Source organism: Salinispora mooreana, assembly GCF_000379065.1.
Classification (GTDB): Bacteria; Actinomycetota; Actinomycetes; order Mycobacteriales; family Micromonosporaceae; genus Micromonospora; species Micromonospora mooreana.
Genome location: NZ_KB900614.1, coordinates 4,961,572 through 4,983,792 on the forward strand (window position 1 = coordinate 4,961,572; position 22,221 = coordinate 4,983,792).

Below are 22,221 nucleotides of genomic sequence, written 5' to 3' on the forward strand. Positions count from 1 at the left end.
GGACAGCTATCCAATCGCCGGGCCGCCTTTTGGGCGACTTTCGGCAGTTATGGCGCGGATCAGCCGTCGTCGGGGTCGGCCTGATCGGGGTCACGCAGTGGACGCCAGGCACCGCCGAGGTCCGGAAGCCGGAACGAGTAGTGGCCGTGGACATTAATGTGACGGCGCATGTAAGCAGATAGGCGAGCCACATCGTCGTCGAGCACCGGGTAGCCCTGAGTGCGTAGTTCGGCCAGGGCCCGGTCCAGGTAGACCGTGTTCCACAGGGCCACGCAGTTCAGGACGAGTCCGAGCGCGCCGAGTTGGTCTTCCTGCCCGGTGCGGTACGCCTGGTGCAACTCGCCCTTGCGGCCGTGGAAGATGTGCCGGGCCAGGTCGTGGCGGCCCTCGTTGAGGTTGCGCATCGCCTTCATCTCGCGGCGGTAGGCGGGGTCGTCGACGAAGGTGAGCACGTGCAGGGTCTTGAAGATCCGCCCGTACATGGCGAACGCCTCGCCGAGTTGGGTGGGCCGCCCGTCGCGTTGCAGCATGCGGATCACGTCGTGAGCCGAGATGGTGCGGGTGTGGATTGAGCAGATGATCCGCAGGATGTCGGGCCAGTGCCGGGTGATTTTCTCCAGGTCGATTCGGCCGCGGGCGGCTCGGTCCAGGGCGGCGTAGTCCGCCCCCCGGTTGATCCGCCACAGTTTCGCGTCGGGCAGGTCGGCCAGCACCGGCCGGTAGTCGAACCCGAGCAGGGTGACGATGGCGAACACGATGTCGGAGTAGGAGCCCTGGTCGATGATCAGGACTTCCGGGCGGCGGTCGCTGTCGGGGTTGAACACCAGGTCCACGAAGTGCAGGGTGTCTTTCGCCGCGCCGGACACGACCCGGCCGGCAAGCCCGATCCGCTGGTCGTTGATCATGTTGAGCCAGGTCACGCCCTTCTTGCGGGCGAAGTACTTCGTGCTGGGTCGGGCGTCGATGCTGCGTACCGGCACCACGAACCGGACCCCGTCGACCGCGGCGACCATGCCGCCGCCCCACACTCGCGCCAGGTCGATATCGCCCTAGGCGTCGATGAGCACGGCGTTGGCCGCGGCGTAGGTGTCGGGGCGCAGGTAGTGCTGGTCGACGTGGGCCAGCCGGCCACGGGTCAACGCCGCGATGTCCGGGTCGATCACCGGGGGCAGTCCGACGTTGAGCGAGTACGCCGTCAACAGCGCCGCCACCGAGACGTGCAGGTCCGCCAGCCTGGCCCGGCCGCCGGTCACCGACGTGAACGCCGCCGGGAAGCCGGGGTGCCAGCTCATCACCTCCAGGACCTGCTCGGACAGGTCGACCCGGGGGATCATGTCCTCCAGGCGCTTACGGAGATCGACCAGGCTCGGCGGGTCCTCCAACGCGTTGTCCTTGCCCAGGTGCAGCCGTCCGCCGGCGTCCACGGTGAGACTGTCGTTGCCGTCCAACCCGGCCGCGGTCGTTCGCCACGCCTCATCCAACTCGGCGGCGTGAGCCTCCAACAGCTCGGCAGGGTCCTCCGACAACAGCAGCGCCGACAGGACCGGTCCCTTCACCGCGTCCCAGGCGTCATCGGACAGCAGCCTCGCCCGCGGGTCGGCGAACCGGTCGGAGACCCGGGCGAAGATGTCGCGACGCTTCAGCCCGGTATGGAACAGCTCCAGCACGCAGAACACGTAGGCGTTGCGGTCCACGCAGCCCTCGGGCCGATCTCTGGGAAACACCAGTTGGTCCCACCAGCCCCGAGGTGCCAGGCCGATGTCGACCTTCCGGGCGTCCAACCAGCCCTTGGGCACCCGCACGGTCTCACCGGCGTCGATGAACCTCGGCAGGGCCCTCATCGCGGTGACCACCCGCACCGCCTCCGCGGTCGCCCCGAAGTCGATCACCTGGCACAGCATCCGCACGAACCCGCGCACCGTGTTGAACCGCTCTACGACCTGCGCCCGCCACTCGCCGTCCGGCGCGGTGTCGGCGGGCGGGATGAACTCCCGCACCGACTCCATCGCGGTGCGCAGCTTTGCCCGCGACCCCACCGCGGACTCGATCGCGTCCCACACCACGGCCAGCGGCACCGCATCGCCCCAGGTCTCCGCCTCGAACAGCACCTGCACCGCCGCCGACAAGACCCCGGCGTGGCGGGCCTGCCCATGCGCCCGCCGCAGCTTCGCCTTGTCCGAGGTGCGCGCCGCCCGGCCGACCAACTCACTGGTCATGAACACGTCGAACAACTCCAGCGCGTCATCGGTCGCGGTGACCTCCAGCCACCGCACCGTTGCCAACAACGTGGCGATCTTGCGGTGGTACGCCAACGCCGCCAACTTCGGCGCCTTCGCCTCGAACCCCGCGCGAGCCAGCTCGATCAACCGGCGGGTCGGCACACCGGTGCCGGCCACGTCCACCGCCCCCATGTGCAGCCGAGCGATCTGCGCCACCCGGTCCAGCGATCTCACCAGACCCCGCCCGGTCGGGTTGGTCGGCCCGCGCCGCCACAAGTCCAACTGCGAACGCCGCTGCCCCTCCGGCACCCGCAGGATCTGCTCCAAACCACCGGTCTGCTCCGCGGTGACCGCACCCGCCAGCGCCTCGTAGAGCCGGTTCTCGGCCGCCCTACGGGCCCCGGCCACGTCATCGCGCAGGGACGTCACCCCCGGCAGCAGCACTCGCTCGGCCCGCAACCGGGCCACCGCCGAGTAAAACAACGCCTTGGGCCCGTCCCCGGTGGCCCACGCCTGGTCCCCCACCCACCCCAGCAGCCGAGCCTTCGCCGAGGCATACGGGCGGTAGCCGTACACCTCACAGATCTCCACCTGATGCTCGAAGCGCGTCGGCCTGCGCTCCAGATACGCCTTCACGCACGACGGGTCAGCCACCCCGACCTGCGAGGCCACGTAATCGACCACCACCGTCGGCACATCGAGCGGATCCTCCAGGAACCGGCCCAGATAACGAACCGTCACCAGCTGAACGCCGAACCCCAACCTGTTGTGATCACCCCGACGCTTACCCACCAACTCCCGGTCGACGTCGTCCAGGAAAAAGAACCGCTCCAACACCGCCCGCTCTGGCGGCCCGGCAAACCGACCGTAAACCGCCTCCTCACCGAAGGTCAGAAAACTTCTCACGGCCGATCAACGACTACCACCATCGAGAGTTATCGCTCAACCTCGGCTTAGCGTGACTTTCCCGAACGTTGGTCCTCAAGCGCCGACCCGCGGACCGCCGGGACCCGCTTGGCCCACTCTACCGCCTCCTGTTTCGTGGCGACATTGAGCAGGAAGTAGCCACCGAACAGTTCCTTGGTCTCGCCGCAGCCCGTCCCTCCGACCCGCGTCCCGCCCGCCAGACCGGCCCCTGAGCGTTGGCTAGCGCCGGACGCCTGGCTGATCAGAAAGTTCAAAATCGACGGCGAAGTTGGACAGGCTGTGTGCCGCAAGGCGGTGAGCGAGCTGCTCGTGGCGACGATCTTTGACAAGCGTTGCCTTCGACGGTTGCCCGACGCCTTAGGTCAACTGCTGGCGCCTCGGACCAGCGTGGATAGGAATCGATCGGCCAGGGTCGGCAGGTGCAGGTGCGAGGCGGCCCGGTACAGGGGCGCCGGTGACGTCGAAATGCTGGGCGCAGGTGAGGTCGTGCAGATGTCCGGGCATCGCGTCCGAGGTCCAGATCGGTAGCCCGTCGGGGCGCATCACGGCCTGAATGTTCGCGCCGAAGTCGCGGCGTTTCCCGGAGTACCAGGCATCGATCGTTTCACCCTTGACGCTGGTGGTGGTCTCGGCCAGCCGGTCGGTGTCGAACAAGCTTGCCGTCGAGGGTCACGTGAGACCAGCCGTCGGCGGCGACCCGCGCCAGCGCGTCGTGCAGGGTCGGTGTCTGCGCCGCCAGGACCCGCACGGCCTCGGCGACGTACCGGTGGGCGTTGGCCTTCGACACCCCGAACCCGGCCCCGAGGGTGGTCTTGTCCTCGCCCTGGCGGAACCACACCAACACCAGAATCGCCTGGTAGAAGCACGTCAAGGCGCGTGTTCCTGGCCGGGTACCCACCCGCCTGACGCTCGGCGCGCAGCAGCCGCGCCACGTGCTGTACGAGTTCCTTGGGGACGTCGAGCGTCGCACGATAGGCGATCAATCACGTGGGGTCGGCGGCGAAAGTGCTGCCGTCTGCCAGACGACCCCGTCCGGGGTGATTCGGGCGAACATCGGCAGTCGGTGCAGCAAACCCTGCGCCCGCATCCGGCGCAGTTACTCCGTCCACACCAGACCGGTCGCGGCGACGACGCTGGCCGGCGGCTGTCGGGTGACCCACCGGGTCTCGGCGGCGACCCTGGCGATCTCGTCCAGCAACTGGAGGGCGGAGGTGCCGCCGCCGACCACCCGGCGACCGGCGAACTCGGCCGGTCCCCAGTAGTCGACGGTGTGCAACTGCCGGCCGGCGAACGACTTCTGGCCGTACTATCCCGGCCAGAACGGGTGCCGCCAGGTCCCGGTTGCGTTGACCAGCGCCCGGGCGCGCCACTCACCGGCGTCGGTCCGCACGTCGAGCCGGCCGTCGTCCCGGTCGTATACCCCGGTCACGTTCGCCGAGCGGTGCACCGAGAGGCCGAACTCCGCTCGTAGGCGGCGAAGTAGTCGGCGACCGCCTCGGCGGCCGGCCGGTCCGGGGCGACCTGGCCGGCCGGGCAGGTTGTGCACTCCGTGCACGGCGGACATCCGCAGCGTCCGCCAGCGGTCCCGCCAGGCGCCACGCGGTCCGGCGCCGCCGCGTCGAGCAGTACGTAGCCGGTCTCCGGCGCGAAGCCGTTCCGGCCGAGGAAGTAGCCGGCGGAAAGTCCCGCCTGAAAGGCGCCGATCACCAGCACATCCACGTCCGACCGCTCACCTCGGGGTAACCGCGCCGGGTGGCCGATCCGTACCAGAAACGGAGTTTTCGTCGGTCACCGTTCGATGGAATGATCTCGCCATGCAGATACGTAGACCTTCTTCACGCTTGGCCGCACGGTTGGCACTCGTCTTCATGCTCACCGCCGGCACGCTCGGGGGACCGACGCTGGGTGCAGGGCCGGCCAGCGCCGCCGAGCCGGATCCGACGATGAACGACGCGGTCTTCAACCAGCCGACCGGGACGGCCGCCCAGCAGAACGCAATCTTCATCCAGCTCGCCCGGATCATCGACCGGGTGCCGGCCGGCGGAGAGATCCAGATGTCCTGGTTCGGGTTCAGCGTCACCGACGTCACCGACTCGGAGACCGCCCCCGACCTGCCCGGACGACTGCTCGACGCGCACCAGCGGGGGGTACGCGTCAAGATCATTCTGGATCACGAGCAGGTCAGCCAGCGGCCGTACCAGCGGCTGCTGCCGGTGCTCGGCAGCAACGACACCGCCGAGTCGTACATCGTGCACTGCGCCGACAAGTTCCCCACTGCCGACCGGGGCTGCATCGGCACCCGCCGGATCGACTACACCAACTCGTCGGTGACGGCCTACAACCACAACAAGTTCCTGATCGCGTCCAGCATCGTGCTCAACAACGGCTCGACAGTGTCCAACGTGGTCTTCCAGGGCTCGGCGAACCTGGGCTGGTGGGACGCGAACGAGGCGTACAACAACGGCCTGACGTTCAGCGACGCCACCACCTACCAGGCGTACCGGCAGTACTTCGCGGACCTGCGGTCGTACCGCTACAGCTCGGCGGGGAACAACGACTACTACTGGGGCACCCCGACAGGTACGACGTACCGGGCGTACTTCTTCCCCCGGCAGGAGCGCTCCGGGCAGCCGGTCAGCGACCCGGCCACCGATACTATCGTCAGCGTGCTCAACTCGGTCGCCTCCTGCTCGTACGACGACAACGGCACCCGCCGGCAGACCGACGTGCGGGTCAACATGTACTCATTCAACCGGCCCGAGGTGGCGAAGAAGCTCACCGCGCTGCGCAACGCCGGCTGCTGGGTCGACGTCGTCTACAGCGAGGCGAACGCGGAGGCGCTGAACGCGCTGGGCAGCAACGTCCAACTCACCAAGTGTAACTACAACGTCGGGCCGGGCCGGGACATCCGCACGCACAACAAGTACATGCTGATCGACGGCGCGTACGACGACGACATCGTGCCCCGGGTCTTCACCGGCAGCCACAACTACAACGTCTCCGCGCTGCGCCAGGCCGACGAGGCGATGCTGCGCGTCATGGGCCGGGGCATCCACGACGACTACCTCAGCGACTTCTGGCACGTCCGGGACACCTGCCGGGCCAACGGCGGGGCGATCCGCTGAGCCGGTGCACCGTTGCGATCCCCGTGATCCGGGTCGATCACGTCGCGCCGGAACGCCCGGAGCGCCGTACCCTGGTCACGGGGATCACTCTAGCTTGATCTTTAACCTGCGCGGCGTGGCCGGGGATTGGTCGATTCCTTCTTGGGAGAGGTTGTCTTCCCGGTCGCACTGCTGGTGATGATGTGGACGTCGTGGCGGCGGGTGGGGTGGCCAGCAGGTCACATCCACCGCCAGAACGATCCGCCCGTCAGCGGCCCGTGGAATCGACGTTGACGCCACCACGGTCCGCAACCGCTGCACAACGAATACGGCCAGCAGCCAACGCGTCGTACAACGCGCCGTGACCTCGACGGTGCTCCACCACCCGGGTCCAGCGGTGCTGGGCGGCGTCGTAGGACAGCGGTCCGCCGGAGCCGTTGATGCTGGCCCGGAACAGCGGCCCGGCCGTGTATCCGGTGCGCTGCAGGTAGAGCTTGAGCAAGGCGACGTAGCCGCGGTCGTCGACCAGGACGGTGCGGACGGTGCCGCCCTTGCCCAGCCCGTTTGCGTTTGCGGGTGGCCGGGGCCAGGCCGGCGGCCTCGGCCAGGATGATCGTCGCAGTGATGGTCTCCACTACATTCACGGCAGATTTGTCCGGTGAACGTAGTGGAGGACACCGCCGATCCTGTCGCGTGCCGATGCCGGCATTACCTGGGTGGTTAATGTGTTGCGTCGGTTGAAAGGGGGCGGCAAGGATTGTCGACATGCCGCAGGTGGAGATCGAGATTCGGCCCTACACCAACGACGACTGGGATGCGATCGCGCGCATTCACGACGCCGCGCGACGTGACGAGTTACGCGGATCCGCCGGGGTCGAGGCTTTCCTGACCCTTGCGCAGACCGCCGAGCGAGAAGGGCTTTTCGACGGGCACCTGTGGGTGGCGGAGGCAGGTGGCAGCGTAGCCGGCTTCGTCGCACTCGACGACGACGAAGTGACCTGGCTGTACGTCAACCCGCAACGCTACCGGCAGGGAATCGGCAGGGCGCTGCTGGGCCACGCGGTCGCCGCCGCCGGGCCCCGGGTCGAGGTCACCGTGCTCGACGGCAACCCGGCCGCCGAGGCGCTCTATGCCAGCGAGGGGTTCACCGTCACACAGACCCGGACCGGCCCGCTGGTCGGCAACGAGACGTTCACCGCCACCGGTCACATCATGCACCTCAACAAGTCCGACGCGCCACCGGACGAACGTCGGGTGCCGACCGTCGACACGGTGTGACCGGCCGACCCTCATCGGCCGGTGAGGGTGTTCACGCGGCGACGGCACCGCCGTCAAGTGGCGGCCAACCGGACTGGCTCCGTTGCCTGGGCAGCCCCAGAGTGAACTCCGGCTACCCCACGTGCGGCCGGGGCGCACCGTCGCCAGCCGGCTTACGGGCGCGAAGTGACATGAACAGCGGCAGCTCTCCGTCCGAACCCGGGGGAAGAGCCCAGCCCTGTTCGCCCTGCTGACACAGGAACGGCCACGGTCGATCCAGCCACGGGAACTCATGGAAGAACTCGATCACGAGTCCCGCCTGCGCAACAGCGGTGACCAGTTCCGCGACGCTGTGGGTCCACAGGTACTCGACCTCGGTGACGACCTGGGCGCTGCGGTCGGCGTAGCTGCCCTGCACCCGGTCGGCAATCGGCTCGGCCCGGGGAAAGTAGGGCCGGGGCGGCGACGGTGGCGCGGTTGCAGCAGCTGCGCGATGTCGGCGCGTTGACGGCCATCTAGCTGGCGCAAGCACTGACAGATAGCTGGCGCACAACATCAGCAGGGACGGCGTGGTGGTGTTCACGCGCCTTGGCGGCGGGTGGTCCGGCCCTTGGCGGACCACCCGCCGTCGCCGCCCGTGCCGGCCACCGACGTTGCTGCTGCTTGACGGCTGAGGTTCCCCCGGTTACGCGGAGGGCTGGTTAGCAGGCTATGGCCTGTTCACGGGTGGTGTTCACGGGGTTCGGTGGATAGACGTTCTTTGCGTGCCAGGCGGCCTCGTACTCGTCCGGGGAGAGCCAGCCGAGGTCTACTGCACCACCACTGTCTTATGAGAGACCCCGTACCGTCCGAATGTGACAGCCGAATCCGAGGAAACGGAACGTGCCGCCTCCGGGAATGGTCCAGCTCAACCGCCTGGATCGTGCTGACGGAGGGCCTGACGCGAGGCGCCCGCCCGAGCCTCGCGGGCATCGGGCGGGCGCTGACCGCAGCGGTCCGTCAGTCGTCGTGCGAGTAGTCCTCGTAGTCATACGGATCGGCCGGCTCGTTGCGGTCCGCGGCGTCCTGGACGCGCTCGTCGACGCCGCTGGTCGCGGTCGGCGCGTCAGGATCGCGCCCGACGGCCGTGCTGATGCGGTCAGTGGACTCGTGGTCGGTCAGGACGGTTCCTCCGTCAGCACGTGCCCTCAGTTACCTCTGAGGCGACGCGCACCCGCGCCGCGCCGTGCGGCCGGTCACCGGTTGTTTTAGCCGACCAGGTAGTAGGTGTTGGCGAAGCCGCTGGGGTTACAGACGTTGAGCTCTCGCCGTACGGAGGAGTACGAGAAGCCAGGTGGGACGGTGCAGGCCCAAAGTCCGGCCTGGGGCACCCGCAGGTAGTAGGTGTTGGCGAAACCGCCGGGGTTACAGACGCTGAGCTCTCGCCGTACGGAGGAGTACGTGTATCCAGACGGCACGGTACAGGCCCAGATCCGGTCGCTGGGGGCAACGACATAGTAGGAGTTGGCGAAGCCGCCGGGATTACAGACGCTGAGCTCTCGCCGTACCGCCGTGTACGTGTATCCAGACGGCACCGAGCAGGCCCAGAAACCACTGGCCTGCGTGACGGGCTCGGTGGATTGATCGGCACCGTAGGCGGCCGCCGCAGGCGCGACGGCCAGACCGGCGACCATGAGGACAGCAGCGGCGATCAGTCGAGACATCGCCTGACGGATGCGGGGCATGGAACCTCCAGGTGCTCCAGGGCTTGGATTCATCCCCCCGAAGCCTAAAAGCGCTTTGTTAGCACCCGATGAATAAGTGAACCTCGATAGGCCACAGGCCGGGGGCGGTGTCATCGCAGTAGCGCGCATGCCCCTGACCGAAGCCGCCCAGACCCTGCAGGTGTCGGCATACCGTTCCACTACGCCCAGTGGGAGACCCAGGCCGCCGATCTCGTCGCCGAGCACTGGACCAGCTAACCCACCCGCACCACACACACGACCCAACCCACACAAGGGGGGAAAGAAGCTGGTGGCCGGCACCCGAACCAGGGTGCCGGCCACCAGCCGTATCTGAGTGTCGTGTCGTGGGGGTGAGCGTGGCCGCGACCACCGGCCTCGAGCCCACCAGCCCTATCCACACCATGTGGATAGCACATGTGTACGAATCCGGTCCTGGCTGGCATGGGCCGTGTCGGACGCTGAAGGTGGCCGTCCGTCGTCCTGGCCCGCCAAGTATTTGATCTTGAGGTTGGGGTCGGGAACGTGAAACGGCACCCTCATCCACCACCCGCACTCGACTCCGATACGTCGATGTCACTGCTTTCTGCGATGCTTTCTCTCCGGTGTGGAGTGTGGGTGGATCGGAGTGGTGCCGCGGTGGGCCTGGAACGGCGAGTCCGTGTAGGTAGTTGTACACGGGCTCGCGGCTGATCCCGAGCTCTTTGGCCAGCGCCGACTTCTTCGCTGGCGGACTCGCTCCGGGCGAGAGCACCTGATTCGCCGCTTGAATCCTGCCCTTGTGGTGGCCGATCTTGCGGTGGATCTCGCTGGGCCCGATTACCCGTCCCTGCCGGTGTAGCGGTTCCAGGTTCCGCCAACAGCGGCGTGATGGCGCTGGGTGGTGGTGTGGTGAAAGCCGAGGGCTTGAGCGACGACCGGTGCCGGCCGCCTGGAGGAAACGTTGGGGCAGTGCCGCCAGGCGGCCGGGAACGGAGGGGACGCCGAGGTCCCGGATGAGCGGCCCGAAGATGGGCAGGCGTTTTTAGATTATTCCTACCCGGAGTGCGCCCTAACCCGACAGTCAGGCAAGTGCTGGTGATGTTCCGTTGCCAGGCCAAGGCCGCCCAGGGTTCCCCGGCGGTGAAGCCGAGTTCGTCATCAGCAGGGCGGATCCGAGACGCCCTTGGCCTTCTGCCGGGCATAGTAGGCGCGAGCGCGGTTGCGGTCACCGCAGTCCTTCGTGTCGCACCAGCGGCGGTTGCGCCGCGGTGACGTGTCGAGGTAGACCCAGCCGCACCTGGCGTCCTCACACTGGTGGAGGCGGTCGAGATCGTCGCGCTGGGTGAGGGCGACGAGCCCACGGACGATACGGTCGCGGGGCAGGCGCAGGTCGGCCTCCCGGTCCCGCCATTGCCAACGGCCGCCCGTGTGGACCAGGTCGGCTACGGCAATCGCCGCCCGGTACATGCCCGCGAGATCTGCGGCGGCTTCGGGGTCATCCTCGAGGAGGACCGCGTAAGCCCTCTCGCGCGCTTCGATGACCTGCCGCCGTTCCCGCTCGGCGCCGGCGTCGTCCTGCGCGGCGAGGTCGTTCAGGGTCACGGCCTCGTTTTCGCTGATCAGGTCGGACTCGACGCACCAGTCGACGACGTCGCCGAAGGTCCTCAGCGTCTCCGTGCGTGCGGACCCGCCCAGGCGCCAGGCAACAGTGTTCACCAGGTCGAGCATGCGGTCACCCGCGATATGGCCGAACCTCACCCTCGACTCCTCTCATGGGTAAACGCATTGTTGCATGTGAGGCAGCCTCCTGGCATGCTCATGCTCAATCAGCCAATCACCCATGAGAATTCAGGAGCCGGATCGTGCCAACCACCGCCCCACGCAGATCGTTCGGTGCATTGTGGGCGTCCCAAGCGGCTTCCAACCTCGCCGACGGGTTACTGCAGGCCGCCGCGCCGCTGCTCGTCGCCACGCTGACCCGTGACCCGCTCGTGGTGGCCGGCATGACGGTGGTGCAGTTCCTGCCCTGGCTGGTCGTCACCCTTCCCGCCGGTGCGATGGCCGACCGGATGGACAGGCGCCGGATCCTCACCGCGGGTAACTGGCTACGCGCGGGCGGGTTCGCGTTGCTCGCTTTGACCCTGGCGAACGGATGGCGCCACGTCGCACTGCTCTATGCCGCAGTGTTCCTGGCCGGTTGCGCCGAGACGATGGTCGACAATGCCGCCCTGACCATCCCGCCCCGTCTGCTGCGCCGCGAACAGCTCGAGCGCGCCAACGGCCGGTTGTTCGCGACGCAGTCCGTCATCAACACCTTCATCGGCCCACCTGCCGGGGCGGCGCTATTCGCGCTAGCGGCGTCAGCGGCCTTCTACACCGGTGCGGCCGCATTCGCCCTCGCCGGCCTGGCGGCTCTGCTGCTGCCCGCACTGCGCCCCACCAGCGCCGAACACGAGCGCCGCCGCCCGACCCCGACCAGCATCACCCAGGACATCCGCTCCGGGTGGGCCCATTTCTGGCATCACGACCTGCTGCGCCGGGTCGCGTTCATCTCGGCGGCGATCAACTTCTTCGGTTCCGCCACTGGCGGTTTGCTCGTTCTGTTGGTCACCGGCCCGTACCACGTGCCCGTGTCACGCTACGGCCTGTTCGTCGCCGTTCCCGCCGCCGGTGCGATCGTCGGCGCACTACTCGCTGCACGCGTGGTGCCCCGCATCGGCGGCGGCCCCGTCACCTGGCTCGCCGCCCTCGTCCCGGCCGCCAGCTACGCCATCCTGGGCCTGGGCCACCATACGCCCCTCGCCCTGGCGGGCATGTTCTGCGCCGCGATCGCCACCTCGCTCAATCAGATCGTCGTCAGCACCCTGCGCCAAGCGACGGTCCCCGACGAACTCCTCGGCCGGGTCACCGCCGCCTACCGCCTGGTCGTCCTGGGTGTCGTCCCACTCGGAGCCCTCGCGGGCGGCCTGCTCGGACGAGGCCTCGGGGTCCGCGCCACCTTCGTCGCCGCCGCACTCGGACTCGCGCTCGCCGCCCTCGTGTTCGCCTCCCGGGTCACCACCCAAGCTCTCCGCGATGCGGAACGACCCGCCCCGAGTACCGCTAGAGCGTCAGCTTTGTCGAGTTCTTGAGGTCTGCGCGTGGGCACACCCGCTGTGCTCGTCGTCGTCGACGAGGATCGAAGCATTGTCCGGGACACGGCCGGCGATCTCCTAATAGGTCCCGTCCAGCGGCGCGGCCCGCGCCGTCAGGTGCCCGCCCGACTCGGCGGGCAGGTTCAGCGAGGCCAGCACCGTCGGCTGCGCCTGCTCCCAGGCCTCACCCGCCAGCAGCTTCGCCCGCGGATCACCCCACTTGGAGGAATTCCTCAGCATTCGGTACAGATGCTCCAGTACGTAGAAGGTGTACGCCTTCGTGCCTGGCTCCAGATGCGGCGCGGACAGGACCAGGCGCCGCCACGAGCCGATCAGCAAGCCTGTGTTGAACTCGTGTGGGCCGACCTTCTTACGGCCCACCAGGTCCGGCAGCGACCGTAGCTCGTTCAGGACCGGCAGCCCCTCGGGGATGGCCCCGCGAAGGCTCCAACGCCCAATCACCCAAGGTCAAAGCACCGACCGTACCGGACCTCGAATCGCGACGCCCGCTTGTTGTTCCCCGGCCGCCGGGCCGGCCAACCGTTGACCACCGGCACGATCGCCCCACGCATCCGCGACCTCGGCGCCCCCACCGTTCCCGGCCGCTTCGACCACCAGAATCACTCTACATGTGTCAGTTTCACACGTTTGATTCATCTTTACGGTCTTTGACCGTTTATGGAGTTTTTATGTACTTGACTCCTGTTGTGGCGTCATCACCGCTGCCACCGCACCCGGGTACCGCCCCAACCGACCACACAGAAAGCGATGGACGACGATGTTTCAAAGCAGGAGACTCCCCCGCCCGTCCGGGGTGCGCGGTCGGCACCGCGCGCCCCGGGCCGTCGCGGCGGTCAGCGCCGTGGCCCTCACCGGAGTCGCTGGCCTGGCCGGCGCCGGACCGGCCACCGCGTACCAGTCCTCGCCCGACCGTGGCGTCACTGACGGCCAACCACACCGGGAATGGTCGAAGGTTGACGGTGAGTGGGGTGGTGACTGGGGAAAGGCCGGCCACTCGGGCTGGAAGGGTGATGGCCACGGTGACGGGAAGGACAAGGGCACCCCGGTGCCCTGCGACCCCAACGCGCTGATCGCCGCGATCACCGCGGCGAACCAGGCCGGCGGCGGCACCCTACGCCTCGCCGAGAAGTGCGTCTACACCCTCACCATCAACCAGGACGACAACGGACTACCCCAGGTCTTCCAACCCATCACCATCTACGGCCAGGGCGCCACCATCATCCGGGCCGCCGCCGCCGACAACTTCCGCATCTTCGAGGTCACCACCGGCGGCGACCTCACCCTCAAAGACCTCACCGTCGCCGGCGGAAGGCTCGAGGGCAACAACGACGACGGCGGCGGCATCCGCGCCGGCGAAGGCACCCGACTGACCCTCGAACGCGTCACCGTCCGGGACAACATGACCCTCGGCGGCAACGGCGACGGCGGCGGCGTCTCCGGTGACCGAAGCAAGGTCACGATCACCAAGAGCACCATCACCCGCAACACCGCCGGCGACGAGGGCGGCGGCGTCTCCAGCGACCAGGGCACCTTTACGATCAGCAAGTCGAAGCTGACCAACAACACCGCCGGCACCACCGGCGGCGGGTTCTCCAACGACGAGGGCTCCGCCACTATCAGCCACACCCTGATCAGCGACAACACCGCTACCGACGGTGGGGGTGTGGACAACGACGGTGACCTCTCTGAGATCGTCCACAGCACCATCACCCGCAACACCGCCAGCGGACTCGGCGGCGGCATCTACGACAACGGCGACGAGGCCCTCCTGCTCCAGCACGTCAAGGTCGCCGAGAACAGCGCCACCTCCGGTGGGGGGCTCTACCTCACCACCGATCTCGGTGTCACTGTTGAGGACAGCAAGATCGTGTACAACACCGCCACCGCCAGCGACGGCGGCGGCATCGCCATCGTCGGCGAGCCCGTGGTGGCCCTGCGCCGCACCACCGTCTCCGGCAACGAAGCCACCGGAGTCGCCGGCGGTATCTTCTTCGACCCGTCCGACCCCACCACCGTCCTCACCCTCACCGACGTCCGCGTCACCGACAACCTCGCCCAAAACGAGCCCGGCGGCGTCTACAACAACGGCGTGATCACCGTCTTCGGCGACGTCACGATCATCAACAACCGACCCACCAACTGCATCGGCAGCCCCAACCCCGTACCAACCTGCTTCGGCTGACCGACCTGCTCGAGGCACCCCGGCGGTGACCGCCGGGGTGCCTCGCTGCTCGGGTCGGCGCCGGCCCGCCGTTCCCGCCCGGAGTAGGGCGATACTCTCTGGGCTATGACGATGCGCCCGATCCGGACCATCGGCGACCCGGTGCTTCGCACTCCCGCCGCACCGGTCACCAGCTTCGACGCCGAGCTGCGCGCGCTGGTCGCCGACCTGATGGACACACTGCTCGGTGCCCCTGGCCGCGCGGGGGTGGCCGCCCCGCAGATCGGTGTCTCCGCCCAGGTGTTCGTCTACGACGCCGACGGCCACCGCGGCCACCTCATCAACCCCACGCTGGAACTCGGCGAGGACCGCCAGGACGACGATGAGGGCTGCCTGTCGATTCCCGGCCTGTACTTCCCGACCCCGCGCGCCATGCGCGCCACCGCACACGGTGTGGACCAGCACGGGCAACCGTTGACCATCATCGGCACCGGTTTTCTTGCCCGCGCTCTGCAACACGAGACCGACCACCTCGCCGGTCGGCTCTACGTGGACACGCTGCGCGGGGAGACCCGCCGCCGGGCCCTGCGGGAGATCCGCGCCGGCCGCTACGCGCCGCGTTGTCGGTGACCGCCGCCTCTCGCCGGGGACACCTACCGGTTGGCCGCGCTCACCTCATCGTCCCCGACGTTGCCGCAGCCACAGGCCGAGCGACCCGACCGCCACGAACACCAACACCGAGCAGACGAAGAGTTTCACCACTGGCCCACCTTGCCACGGCTCTAGGCTGACCCGGTGCGCCTGGCCACCTTCAACCTGCTGCACGGGCGGTCGCTCACCGACGGGCGGGTCGAGTCGCCACGGCTCATGGCCGCCGTCGCTGCTCTTGATGCCGATGTTCTCGCCCTGCAAGAGGTCGACCGGGGTCAGGGCCGCAGCGGCAACCTGGACCAGACCGCTCTCGCCGCCGCCGCCCTCGCCGCCGGCGAACACCGCTTCGCCGCCGCCGTCGTCGGTGAACCCGGCGGACAGGTCCGCCCCTTGACCCACGACGACGACGGCGAGGACGAACCCCGCTACGGCGTCGGCCTGGTCAGCCGCTACCCGATCCTCTCCTGGCAGATCATCCGGCTGAATCCGGCCCCGGTCCGCGCACCGATCTACGTACCCGGATCCCGCGGGGGCCTCGTGCTGCTCCGGGACGAACCGCGCGTCGTACTCGCGGCGGTCCTGCACACCCCGCACGGTCGCTTGACAGTGGCCGCCACCCACCTGTCGTTCGTCCCCGGCTGGAACGCCCGCCAGCTACGCCAGGCCGTCCGCTCGCTGCGGGTCCTGCCCGCACCACGGATCCTGCTCGGCGACCTCAACCTGCCCGCCGGGGCGGCCCGACTCCTGACCCGATGGCGTCCCCTCGCCCGCCGACCCACCTATCCGGCTGGACAGCCCCGCATCCAACTCGACCACGTCCTCGCCGACCGGCACGGCTACCATCGGCTCCCCCCGGTGACGGCCGTGCGAACCCCACTGTCGGTGATCTCCGATCACCGACCCCTCGTGGTTGACCTCGATTGACCGGCGGCGCTGCCGTGGTGTTGGGCTCACCTTGTCCCGGGTGCGGGCAGCAGGTGCCCGAGGAGGAGCTTGAGGATCAGTAGCGGCGCCAGCCAGGCGAGTGCTGGCGGGGCGGGCAGGATCGTGACCGCCACAACCAGTAGCCCGGTTGCGGCGGTAAACGCCAACGGGCGTTTCGACGTCGGAGTGGCGGTGGCGACCAACACGGCGGCGGCGAGGGTGCCGATGTAGAGCGTGATCGCGGTCGACCATGGGTACGCGGGCAGGATCAGCGCCAGGATGGGCAGGTGGACGTGGGCCGCCACGAAGATCATCTGCCGGCGGGCGGCGGTCGCGCCAGTGTGAAACCGGCGCGACACCGACGCGGTGGCGTTCACCACGGCCCCGCCGAAGATGTCGAAGCCGAGGGCCGCCAGCACCACCACGATCAGGGGCGGGTAGCCCGCTGCGACGCCGATGGCTGAGGCGACACCGGCACCGACGACCGCGGTGAGGTAGCTGAGCCACCGCTCCATCCGGCTGGCGCCGGGGGCGATGAGCAGGTCGTTGAGGCGTGAGGTGGCTCGTCGCGGCAGGGGCATGGCTGTCATGGGCATCTCCGTCCTTCACTCAAGCTGGTGCAATTTCGTTCACTTTAGTGAACGCTTATGCACCTGTCGAGAGTGCCCACAACATGCACGGGCTGAGCTCTGTCGATGATCGGGGTTCACAGTGGCGTCCGCCCCCGATGATCGGTGCATGAACGCGGCAACCTGACGGTTGGCGGGCCGGGTGGTTCCCGGTGCAGCGGTTCTGGCGATGTGGGTGTTGGGTAGCTGGAGCAACAGGGGTGCGGCGGGGGTCTGCACTTCACCGGCCTCGGCCTGGTACACAGCAACCTGTACGTGCTGATCGCGCTCGCCGGGTTGGTCCTACTCGCCGGATGACTGTCGCAGCGAAGCGCCGGACGTCGGTGAACGCGAGCGGCGTTACGCCCCGAATCGCCGCAGCGGCGTTACGCCCCGGGTCAGCCGGACGGCTTCCGGATCGCCGTACCCGAGTAGAGCTGGTCGATCGTGTCCCACCAGCGACGGAGGCCGTCGCGGCCCACCGGGTCCGCGCCGAGCACGTCGGCGATGCGATCCCGCAACAGAATGATCGACAGTTCGTGGGCCAGGAGCACGACCGAGAGCTGCGCCTGGTCCGTGTCCTCGGCGACCGCACCGGTCTCGGCCATCCGGCGCACCAGCGAGTCGGTGAACTCCTGCACCCTGCGGTACGCCTCGACAGAGCGGGCGGAGTCGCCGATGAGCAGGTGCGCGAGGTAGCGAGTGGTGGCCGGCGCCCGGAGCGCGTCGGCTGAGGCGAGAAAGCGGTTGGGGGGACCGGCTTCGTCGGTGTCGGCGAGCGCCTCCAAGGCGTTGCCCAACAGGCCCAGCACGTGGGTGTCCACCGCGGCGACCAGACCGTCACGGGACCCGTAGTGTTTGATGATCAGCGACTGTGAAACCTGCGCCCGCTCCGCCACCTGCTTGAGTGATGCCGCCGCCGGCCACTGCTCGCCGAACAGCTCCAGGGCAACATCCCGAATGATCGCCTTCGCGGTGCGATCCTCGGGTACATACATGTTCACCACGGTAACAACCCGGGTGCTGTGCACGCCGGTTGACCTCCCGCCACCCCGGCCCACCCGTCCCCCTGCGCGGTGCCGCCGCGAGTTGGCGAGGCGTGGCGGAACGGATTGCGGGTACAGGGCGAAGGCAGCGGGAGCACCAGCGACGGTGAAAGGTGGTGCCAGCGTAGTGAAGTTCCTGGCGATAGCGACCTACACCACCCAGGGTGTCAGCGGACTGGGCAAAGAGGGGGGGACACGGCGGGCCGAGGTGGTCCGGGCGCTCATCGAGAACTCCGGTGGACAGGTGGAGTCGCTGTACTTCTCCTTCGGCGAGCACGACGTGTACGTCTTGTGTGACCTGCGGAACAACGTGGTCGCGGCCGCACTCAGCATCGCCGTCCGTGCGGCCGGCGGTATGGATACAATCATGGTGCCACTGTTGACTCCAGAGGAGATCGACGAGGCAGCGAAGCTCCCGGTCACCTACCAGGCTCCCGGCCGGGCGGAGTAGGGCCGGCCAGCACACTCTGCCTCGCCCCGGCTCCGCTGGCGAAGGTGGTGGCATCTACCTTGGTTGACCAGCGCGGGAACCCGCCCTGACTTCAGGTACGGCGTGCGTGCGGGTGGGTCACGTCCTTGCTGAGACTGGTGGTTCCGTCTGGGCTGGCGAGCGAGTCCGAGTGGTATCCCTCGCGGTGATAAAAGTCGAGGTTCCGCAGGTTCTTGGCTCCGGTCGCCAGGAGGATGCGATCGCAATCGGAGGCGGCGTCGGCCTCGGCGGTGCGCAGCAGCCATCGGCCCAGCCCTTGGCCACGTAGGTCGGGCACGACGGCGAGCCGACCTACGTGCCAGTCGGTATCGAGGCGGCGGGCGCGCACCATCCCCAGGAGGCGGCCGTCACGCCACAGACCCGTGGTGTGCCACGCCGCGAGCCATTCGCGTACCTGTTCCGGCGACTCGTGTAAGGCGGGAATGTCCATGGTCTCGTTGGCGAGGGCCTCGTCCACCCAGCAGCACCGCTGCAGTACCGTCACCTCAGGTGCATCATCGCCGCTCAGCCGTCTGACGTAGGACCCTGGCAGCGGACCGGATCGGCTGTCGACCTGTGCGTGTTCACGCAGTGGCCGCAGGGCGTTTGCGACCCGGACCAGTTCGTCCAGTAGGCCGAGGCCCGCCTGGTCGCGGGCCGCGTCGGGTAGTAGTCGTCCATCCGTCGTTGCGTCAGTGAGACGGATCGCGACCGTGGCACCCAACGGAACCAGACGCAGCGTGGTCACCACCTGCTTGGCGTGCTGTACCGATCGGGTGCCCGCCGACGTGTTGCCGTAGCTGACGAAACCGATCGGCTTCCACGCCCATTCGCGGTGGAGATAGTCCAGCGCGTTTTTCAGGGTCGCCGGCATCCCGTAGTTGTACTCCGGGGTGATCGCGATGAACCCATCCGCCAGGTCAACGATCGAGCTCCAGCGCCGTGTGTGCTCATGCTGGTAGATGCCCGACGACGGGTGTTCCTCCTCGTCAAGAAGCGGCAGGTTCAAATCGCTGAGGGCCACCGGCATCAGCTCGACGCCGAGCTCCGCGGCGCGTGGGGAGATCGCTTCGGCCAGCCACTGGCCCACGTGGGGACCGAGAGCGCCGGGGCGGGTGCTGCAGATCAGCAGAAGAACACGAACCGGTTTAGTTAACATGGAAACGAAGTGTAGGTGCTAGCTTGATTACATGTCAACTAATCCCTCGACCGGAGCCGCACGCTGGTTGAACCCGGACCAGGAACGCGCCTGGCGGGCGTTCCTGCGCATCACGGTCGCCGTCCAAGCCGGCACGGCGCGCGACCTAGCCGCGATCGGGCTCTCCGAACCTGACTACGAAGTACTGAGCACCCTGTCGGAACGACCCGGCCACACCAGCACCCTGGGGGAGCAGGCCGACAAGATGGGCTGGTCACGCAGCCGGCTATCCCGGCACGCCACCCGGATGGCGGCGCGTGGTCTGCTGAAACGCACACCCGATCCCAACGACGGCCGGGGCTGCTTCTTGGTGCTCACCGCACAGGGTCTGACGGCGCTCGAAGACGCCGCACCAGCCCACGTCGAGTCGGTGCGACGCCACTTCATCGACCGGCTCACCTCCGCAGACCTCACCGCCATCGAACAAATCGCCCGCAGGCTGGAAGAGCCCCCAGCCAGCGAAGATCGCCCGGCGACGTGACAATCGGTCGGTAGCCCATCCAGGCGTCCACACAATCTCGGTTTGACCGCATAGCCCGAACTCCGATTAGGTGAGGCTGTGCTAACTACTGATTCCACGCCGGCGCCGCGCGCTCCAGCAGACCCCGACGATCGACGGGCGTTGGGATGGTCGCCGTGGCGGACGGTGATCGGCTTCGGTGTGGTGAGCCTGGCCGCCGACATGGTGTACGAGGGCGCCCGGTCGGTGTACGGGCCGCTACTGGCATCGTTGGGCGCGTCCGCACTGATCGTCGGCTTGATCACCGGCGCTGGTGAAGCGGCCGCGCTGGCGCTGCGACTGGTGTCGGGGCCGCTGGCCGACCGGACCCGCCGCTACTGGACGTTGACCACCGTCGGATATGCACTGACGGCGGTGTGCGTGCCGCTGCTGGCGGTGACCCCGCGGTTGGGCGCCGCGGGGCTGGTGGCGGCCGCAGTGTTGATCGTGGTGGAGCGGCTGGGTAAGGCCGTGCGGTCACCGGCGAAGTCGGTGCTGTTGGCCGATGCGGCCGGCGCGGTGGGGATGGGCCGCGGAATGGGCGTCCACAAGGCCCTGGACCAGGTCGGGGCGTTCGCCGGCCCGCTGCTGCTGGCAGCACTCACCACCGCAGCGGGGGGACTCCTGTGGCCCGGGCTGGCCGGGCTGGCGGTGCCGGGGGCACTGGCGATGGTCCTGCTCGTGCTGCTGCGCCGCCGCGCCGGCATCGCGTATCCCCGTGATGTTGCCGTCCACAACCGGGACGAACACGATGAGCCCGCCCGGCGTGCCTCGCTGCCGGCGTCCTTCGGATTGTTCGCGGCGGCCTGCGCCCTGTGCACCGCGGGGCTGATGACCTTCGGGTTGATCGGGTTCCACCTGGCACAGACCGGGCTGGTGCCGGCAGCAGGTGTGCCGCTGCTGTACGCGGCGGCGATGGCGGCGGCGGCCGTGGCCGCGCTCGCCACCGGTGCGGCCTACGACCGCATCGGAGCTCGGGTCCTGCTGGCCCTGCCCATTCTGGTAGCCGTGGTGCCGCCACTGGCGTTCACCTCCGGCCTGGCGGTGGCCGCCGGTGGGGTCCTGGTGTGGGGCGCCGCGCTGGGGGTGCAGGATTCCACCGTCAAGGCCTTCGTGGCCGACCTGGTGCCCCGGGCGCGTCGGGGCACCGCGTACGGCGTTTTCGCCGCCGTCCAGGCCGCCGGTGCACTCGTCGGCGGCGTCGCCGCCGGCGCCCTGTACGACTCTTCGCGGACCGGGCTCTTCGCCGCGGTCGCCGCCGCGCAGGCCGCCGCGATGCTCATCCTGGTCCAGGTGTTGGCTCGTACCGGCCACCGATGACGGCCGGCCCGGCTGCCAGCGCGAGGCTCGGTTCTGGCGCATGTTCCTCCCGCCATCCGAGTTAAAGGTGGTCAATAATGGCCTCTGTCCTATTGACAGGCACTTGTCCGCTCGGAGGTGCACAATGCCGGGAACTGGTCAGCGAGATCGTCACGGCGTCGGCGCGCATGGGGCGGCACGTGCGCTGGCCGGGGGGTTCTGCCTCGCGCTGGCGGTGACGGTCACCCAGGCAGCCGGGGTGCTGCCGGCGGATGCCCAGCCCACACCAACCGCGGCCGTCGCGGCGAACACCATCCTGGCCTGGGGCGACAACTCCTTCGGCCAGTTCGGCAACGGGACCATCGCCAGCAGCAGCACCCCGGTCGCGGTGCGGCTACCCGCCGGCACCACCGTCACCGCCATCGCCGGCAGTGACACCCACAGTCTGGCCCTAACCTCCGCCGGCACGGTGCTCGCCTGGGGTGCGAACTCCTTCGCTCGGCGATGGCAGCACCAGCGACAGCAACACCCCCGTCGCCGTCAACCTGCCCGCCGGCACCACAGCCACCGCCGTTGCCTGCGGCGCCGACCACAGCCTGGCCCTGGTTGACGCGCAAGCGAGCTCCACCACCACCCTGCGGATCTCACCGCCGGACCCGACCACGGAGCAGGACGTCACCCTCACCGCCACCGTCACCTGCGACATCGCAGCGCCCGCCGGCAGCATCACCTTCCGTACCAACACCACCACCTGCCCCCACAGTCAGTCCGAGGCCACCACCATCACCGTCGCCGACCCCACCGACCCCGACCTACCCATCACCGGGGCCAGCCTGCCCCGCCTACTCAGCGCCGCCACCCTGCTCGTCCTCGCCGGCGCCGCCCTCATCCACCGCACCCGCCGACCCCGATCACCTCAGCCGCGGTGACCGCGCCTGCAGAAGGGGGTTAACCCCCGGCCCGGCCGGTGGCCTGCGGGATGGTGCTGCCCTGCGCGTCCG

General features: G+C 68.6%; 22 protein-coding genes and 4 pseudogenes. 11 read left to right on the forward strand and 15 right to left on the reverse strand.

The window, feature by feature from the left end:
* Positions 1-59 precede the first annotated feature (59 nt).
* From SALPAC6_RS26710 to SALPAC6_RS27010, 7 genes and pseudogenes are all read right to left on the reverse strand, one after another.
* Positions 60-3,125 (reverse strand): annotated as a pseudogene (locus SALPAC6_RS26710) (Tn3 family transposase).
* Between the two features lie 47 nt (positions 3,126-3,172).
* Positions 3,173-3,475 carry a YciI family protein gene (locus SALPAC6_RS30605; protein WP_080636130.1) on the reverse strand — a complete coding sequence of 101 codons (303 nt, stop codon included), beginning with the start codon at positions 3,473-3,475 and terminating at the stop codon, positions 3,173-3,175.
* Between the two features lie 28 nt (positions 3,476-3,503).
* Positions 3,504-3,800 (reverse strand): transposase family protein, encoded by a 297-nt coding sequence (locus SALPAC6_RS30610; protein ID WP_018255820.1) that lies wholly within the window; start codon positions 3,798-3,800, stop codon positions 3,504-3,506.
* Positions 3,751-4,017, reverse strand: a complete 267-nt coding sequence (locus SALPAC6_RS30615) for a transposase family protein (protein WP_018255821.1) — start codon at positions 4,015-4,017, stop codon at positions 3,751-3,753. Before SALPAC6_RS30615 ends, SALPAC6_RS30610 begins: the two co-directional genes overlap by 50 nt.
* A gap of 225 nt (positions 4,018-4,242) precedes the next feature.
* A complete protein-coding gene (locus SALPAC6_RS27005) occupies positions 4,243-4,422 on the reverse strand; it encodes a hypothetical protein (protein ID WP_018255822.1) in 180 nt (59 codons plus the stop codon).
* A gap of 30 nt (positions 4,423-4,452) precedes the next feature.
* Complete coding sequence (locus tag SALPAC6_RS30890; protein ID WP_018255823.1) at positions 4,453-4,575, reverse strand: hypothetical protein; 123 nt, start codon at positions 4,573-4,575, stop codon at positions 4,453-4,455.
* Positions 4,572-4,865 carry a hypothetical protein gene (locus SALPAC6_RS27010; protein ID WP_026190021.1) on the reverse strand — a complete coding sequence of 98 codons (294 nt, stop codon included), beginning with the start codon at positions 4,863-4,865 and terminating at the stop codon, positions 4,572-4,574. Before SALPAC6_RS27010 ends, SALPAC6_RS30890 begins: the two co-directional genes overlap by 4 nt.
* A 122-nt stretch (positions 4,866-4,987) precedes the next feature.
* On the opposite strand from SALPAC6_RS27010, the gene SALPAC6_RS0123885 reads away from it, so the two are divergent.
* Positions 4,988-6,271, forward strand: coding sequence for a phospholipase D-like domain-containing protein (locus SALPAC6_RS0123885; RefSeq protein ID WP_223874326.1), 1,284 nt, complete (start codon positions 4,988-4,990; stop codon positions 6,269-6,271).
* A gap of 247 nt (positions 6,272-6,518) precedes the next feature.
* Here the strand turns inward: SALPAC6_RS0123885 and SALPAC6_RS30620 are convergent, their stop codons facing one another.
* Positions 6,519-6,752 (reverse strand): hypothetical protein, encoded by a 234-nt coding sequence (locus SALPAC6_RS30620; protein ID WP_018255825.1) that lies wholly within the window; start codon positions 6,750-6,752, stop codon positions 6,519-6,521.
* A 263-nt stretch (positions 6,753-7,015) separates the two neighbouring features.
* On the opposite strand from SALPAC6_RS30620, the gene SALPAC6_RS0123895 reads away from it, so the two are divergent.
* A complete protein-coding gene (locus SALPAC6_RS0123895) occupies positions 7,016-7,528 on the forward strand; it encodes a GNAT family N-acetyltransferase (RefSeq protein ID WP_018255826.1) in 513 nt (170 codons plus the stop codon).
* Between the two features lie 112 nt (positions 7,529-7,640).
* On the opposite strand, the pseudogene SALPAC6_RS0123900 reads toward SALPAC6_RS0123895, so the two are convergent.
* The 3 genes and pseudogenes from SALPAC6_RS0123900 to SALPAC6_RS0123910 all read right to left on the reverse strand — a co-directional run.
* Positions 7,641-7,964: pseudogene (locus tag SALPAC6_RS0123900) on the reverse strand (methyltransferase type 11); the annotation flags it as partial.
* 790 nt (positions 7,965-8,754) lie between these two features.
* Positions 8,755-9,231, reverse strand: a complete 477-nt coding sequence (locus SALPAC6_RS0123905; protein WP_018255828.1) for a hypothetical protein — start codon at positions 9,229-9,231, stop codon at positions 8,755-8,757.
* Between the two features lie 1,137 nt (positions 9,232-10,368).
* Positions 10,369-10,938 (reverse strand): CGNR zinc finger domain-containing protein, encoded by a 570-nt coding sequence (locus tag SALPAC6_RS0123910; RefSeq protein WP_033666743.1) that lies wholly within the window; start codon positions 10,936-10,938, stop codon positions 10,369-10,371.
* 134 nt (positions 10,939-11,072) lie between these two features.
* Here SALPAC6_RS0123910 and SALPAC6_RS0123915 point away from each other — a divergent pair, with 134 nt between their 5' ends.
* Positions 11,073-12,341 (forward strand): MFS transporter, encoded by a 1,269-nt coding sequence (locus SALPAC6_RS0123915; RefSeq protein ID WP_018255830.1) that lies wholly within the window; start codon positions 11,073-11,075, stop codon positions 12,339-12,341.
* A gap of 81 nt (positions 12,342-12,422) precedes the next feature.
* Here SALPAC6_RS0123915 and SALPAC6_RS0123920 read toward each other — a convergent pair whose 3' ends face one another.
* Entirely contained in the window at positions 12,423-12,806 is a 384-nt protein-coding gene (locus tag SALPAC6_RS0123920) for a hypothetical protein (RefSeq protein WP_018255831.1), read from the reverse strand.
* Between the two features lie 316 nt (positions 12,807-13,122).
* On the opposite strand from SALPAC6_RS0123920, the gene SALPAC6_RS0123930 reads away from it, so the two are divergent.
* From SALPAC6_RS0123930 to SALPAC6_RS0123940, 3 genes are all read left to right on the forward strand, one after another.
* Positions 13,123-14,547, forward strand: a complete 1,425-nt coding sequence (locus tag SALPAC6_RS0123930) for a hypothetical protein (protein WP_026190022.1) — start codon at positions 13,123-13,125, stop codon at positions 14,545-14,547.
* A gap of 105 nt (positions 14,548-14,652) precedes the next feature.
* Positions 14,653-15,156, forward strand: a complete 504-nt coding sequence (locus SALPAC6_RS0123935) for a peptide deformylase (RefSeq protein ID WP_018255834.1) — start codon at positions 14,653-14,655, stop codon at positions 15,154-15,156.
* A 165-nt stretch (positions 15,157-15,321) separates the two neighbouring features.
* Positions 15,322-16,101, forward strand: a complete 780-nt coding sequence (locus tag SALPAC6_RS0123940) for an endonuclease/exonuclease/phosphatase family protein (RefSeq protein WP_018255835.1) — start codon at positions 15,322-15,324, stop codon at positions 16,099-16,101.
* Positions 16,102-16,127: 26 nt separating this feature from the next.
* On the opposite strand, the gene SALPAC6_RS0123945 is transcribed toward SALPAC6_RS0123940, so the two are convergent.
* Positions 16,128-16,691: a hypothetical protein gene (locus SALPAC6_RS0123945; protein ID WP_018255836.1), complete on the reverse strand. Its 564-nt coding sequence runs from the start codon at positions 16,689-16,691 to the stop codon at positions 16,128-16,130.
* Between the two features lie 243 nt (positions 16,692-16,934).
* Here SALPAC6_RS0123945 and SALPAC6_RS31100 point away from each other — a divergent pair.
* Positions 16,935-17,144: pseudogene (locus SALPAC6_RS31100) on the forward strand (hypothetical protein); the annotation flags it as partial.
* Here the strand turns inward: SALPAC6_RS31100 and SALPAC6_RS0123950 are convergent.
* Entirely contained in the window at positions 17,108-17,707 is a 600-nt protein-coding gene (locus tag SALPAC6_RS0123950; protein ID WP_033666745.1) for a TetR/AcrR family transcriptional regulator, read from the reverse strand. The pseudogene SALPAC6_RS31100 and the gene SALPAC6_RS0123950 overlap by 37 nt on opposite strands.
* Positions 17,708-17,882: 175 nt before the next feature.
* On the opposite strand from SALPAC6_RS0123950, the gene SALPAC6_RS0123955 reads away from it, so the two are divergent.
* Entirely contained in the window at positions 17,883-18,206 is a 324-nt protein-coding gene (locus tag SALPAC6_RS0123955; RefSeq protein WP_018255838.1) for a GYD domain-containing protein, read from the forward strand.
* Between the two features lie 91 nt (positions 18,207-18,297).
* Here SALPAC6_RS0123955 and SALPAC6_RS0123960 read toward each other — a convergent pair whose 3' ends face one another.
* On the reverse strand, positions 18,298-19,350 hold the full coding sequence (locus SALPAC6_RS0123960) for a bifunctional NAD(P)H-dependent oxidoreductase/GNAT family N-acetyltransferase (protein ID WP_026190024.1): 1,053 nt from the start codon (positions 19,348-19,350) through the stop codon (positions 18,298-18,300).
* A gap of 100 nt (positions 19,351-19,450) precedes the next feature.
* On the opposite strand from SALPAC6_RS0123960, the gene SALPAC6_RS0123965 reads away from it, so the two are divergent.
* The 3 genes and pseudogenes from SALPAC6_RS0123965 to SALPAC6_RS28575 all read left to right on the forward strand — a co-directional run bounded on the left by SALPAC6_RS0123965 (position 19,451) and on the right by SALPAC6_RS28575 (position 22,149).
* Positions 19,451-19,903: a MarR family winged helix-turn-helix transcriptional regulator gene (locus tag SALPAC6_RS0123965; protein WP_018255840.1), complete on the forward strand. Its 453-nt coding sequence runs from the start codon at positions 19,451-19,453 to the stop codon at positions 19,901-19,903.
* Between the two features lie 165 nt (positions 19,904-20,068).
* Entirely contained in the window at positions 20,069-21,241 is a 1,173-nt protein-coding gene (locus tag SALPAC6_RS0123970) for an MFS transporter (RefSeq protein WP_018255841.1), read from the forward strand.
* 124 nt (positions 21,242-21,365) lie between these two features.
* Positions 21,366-22,149: pseudogene (locus SALPAC6_RS28575) on the forward strand (RCC1 domain-containing protein).
* The last annotated feature ends 72 nt before the right edge of the window (positions 22,150-22,221 follow it).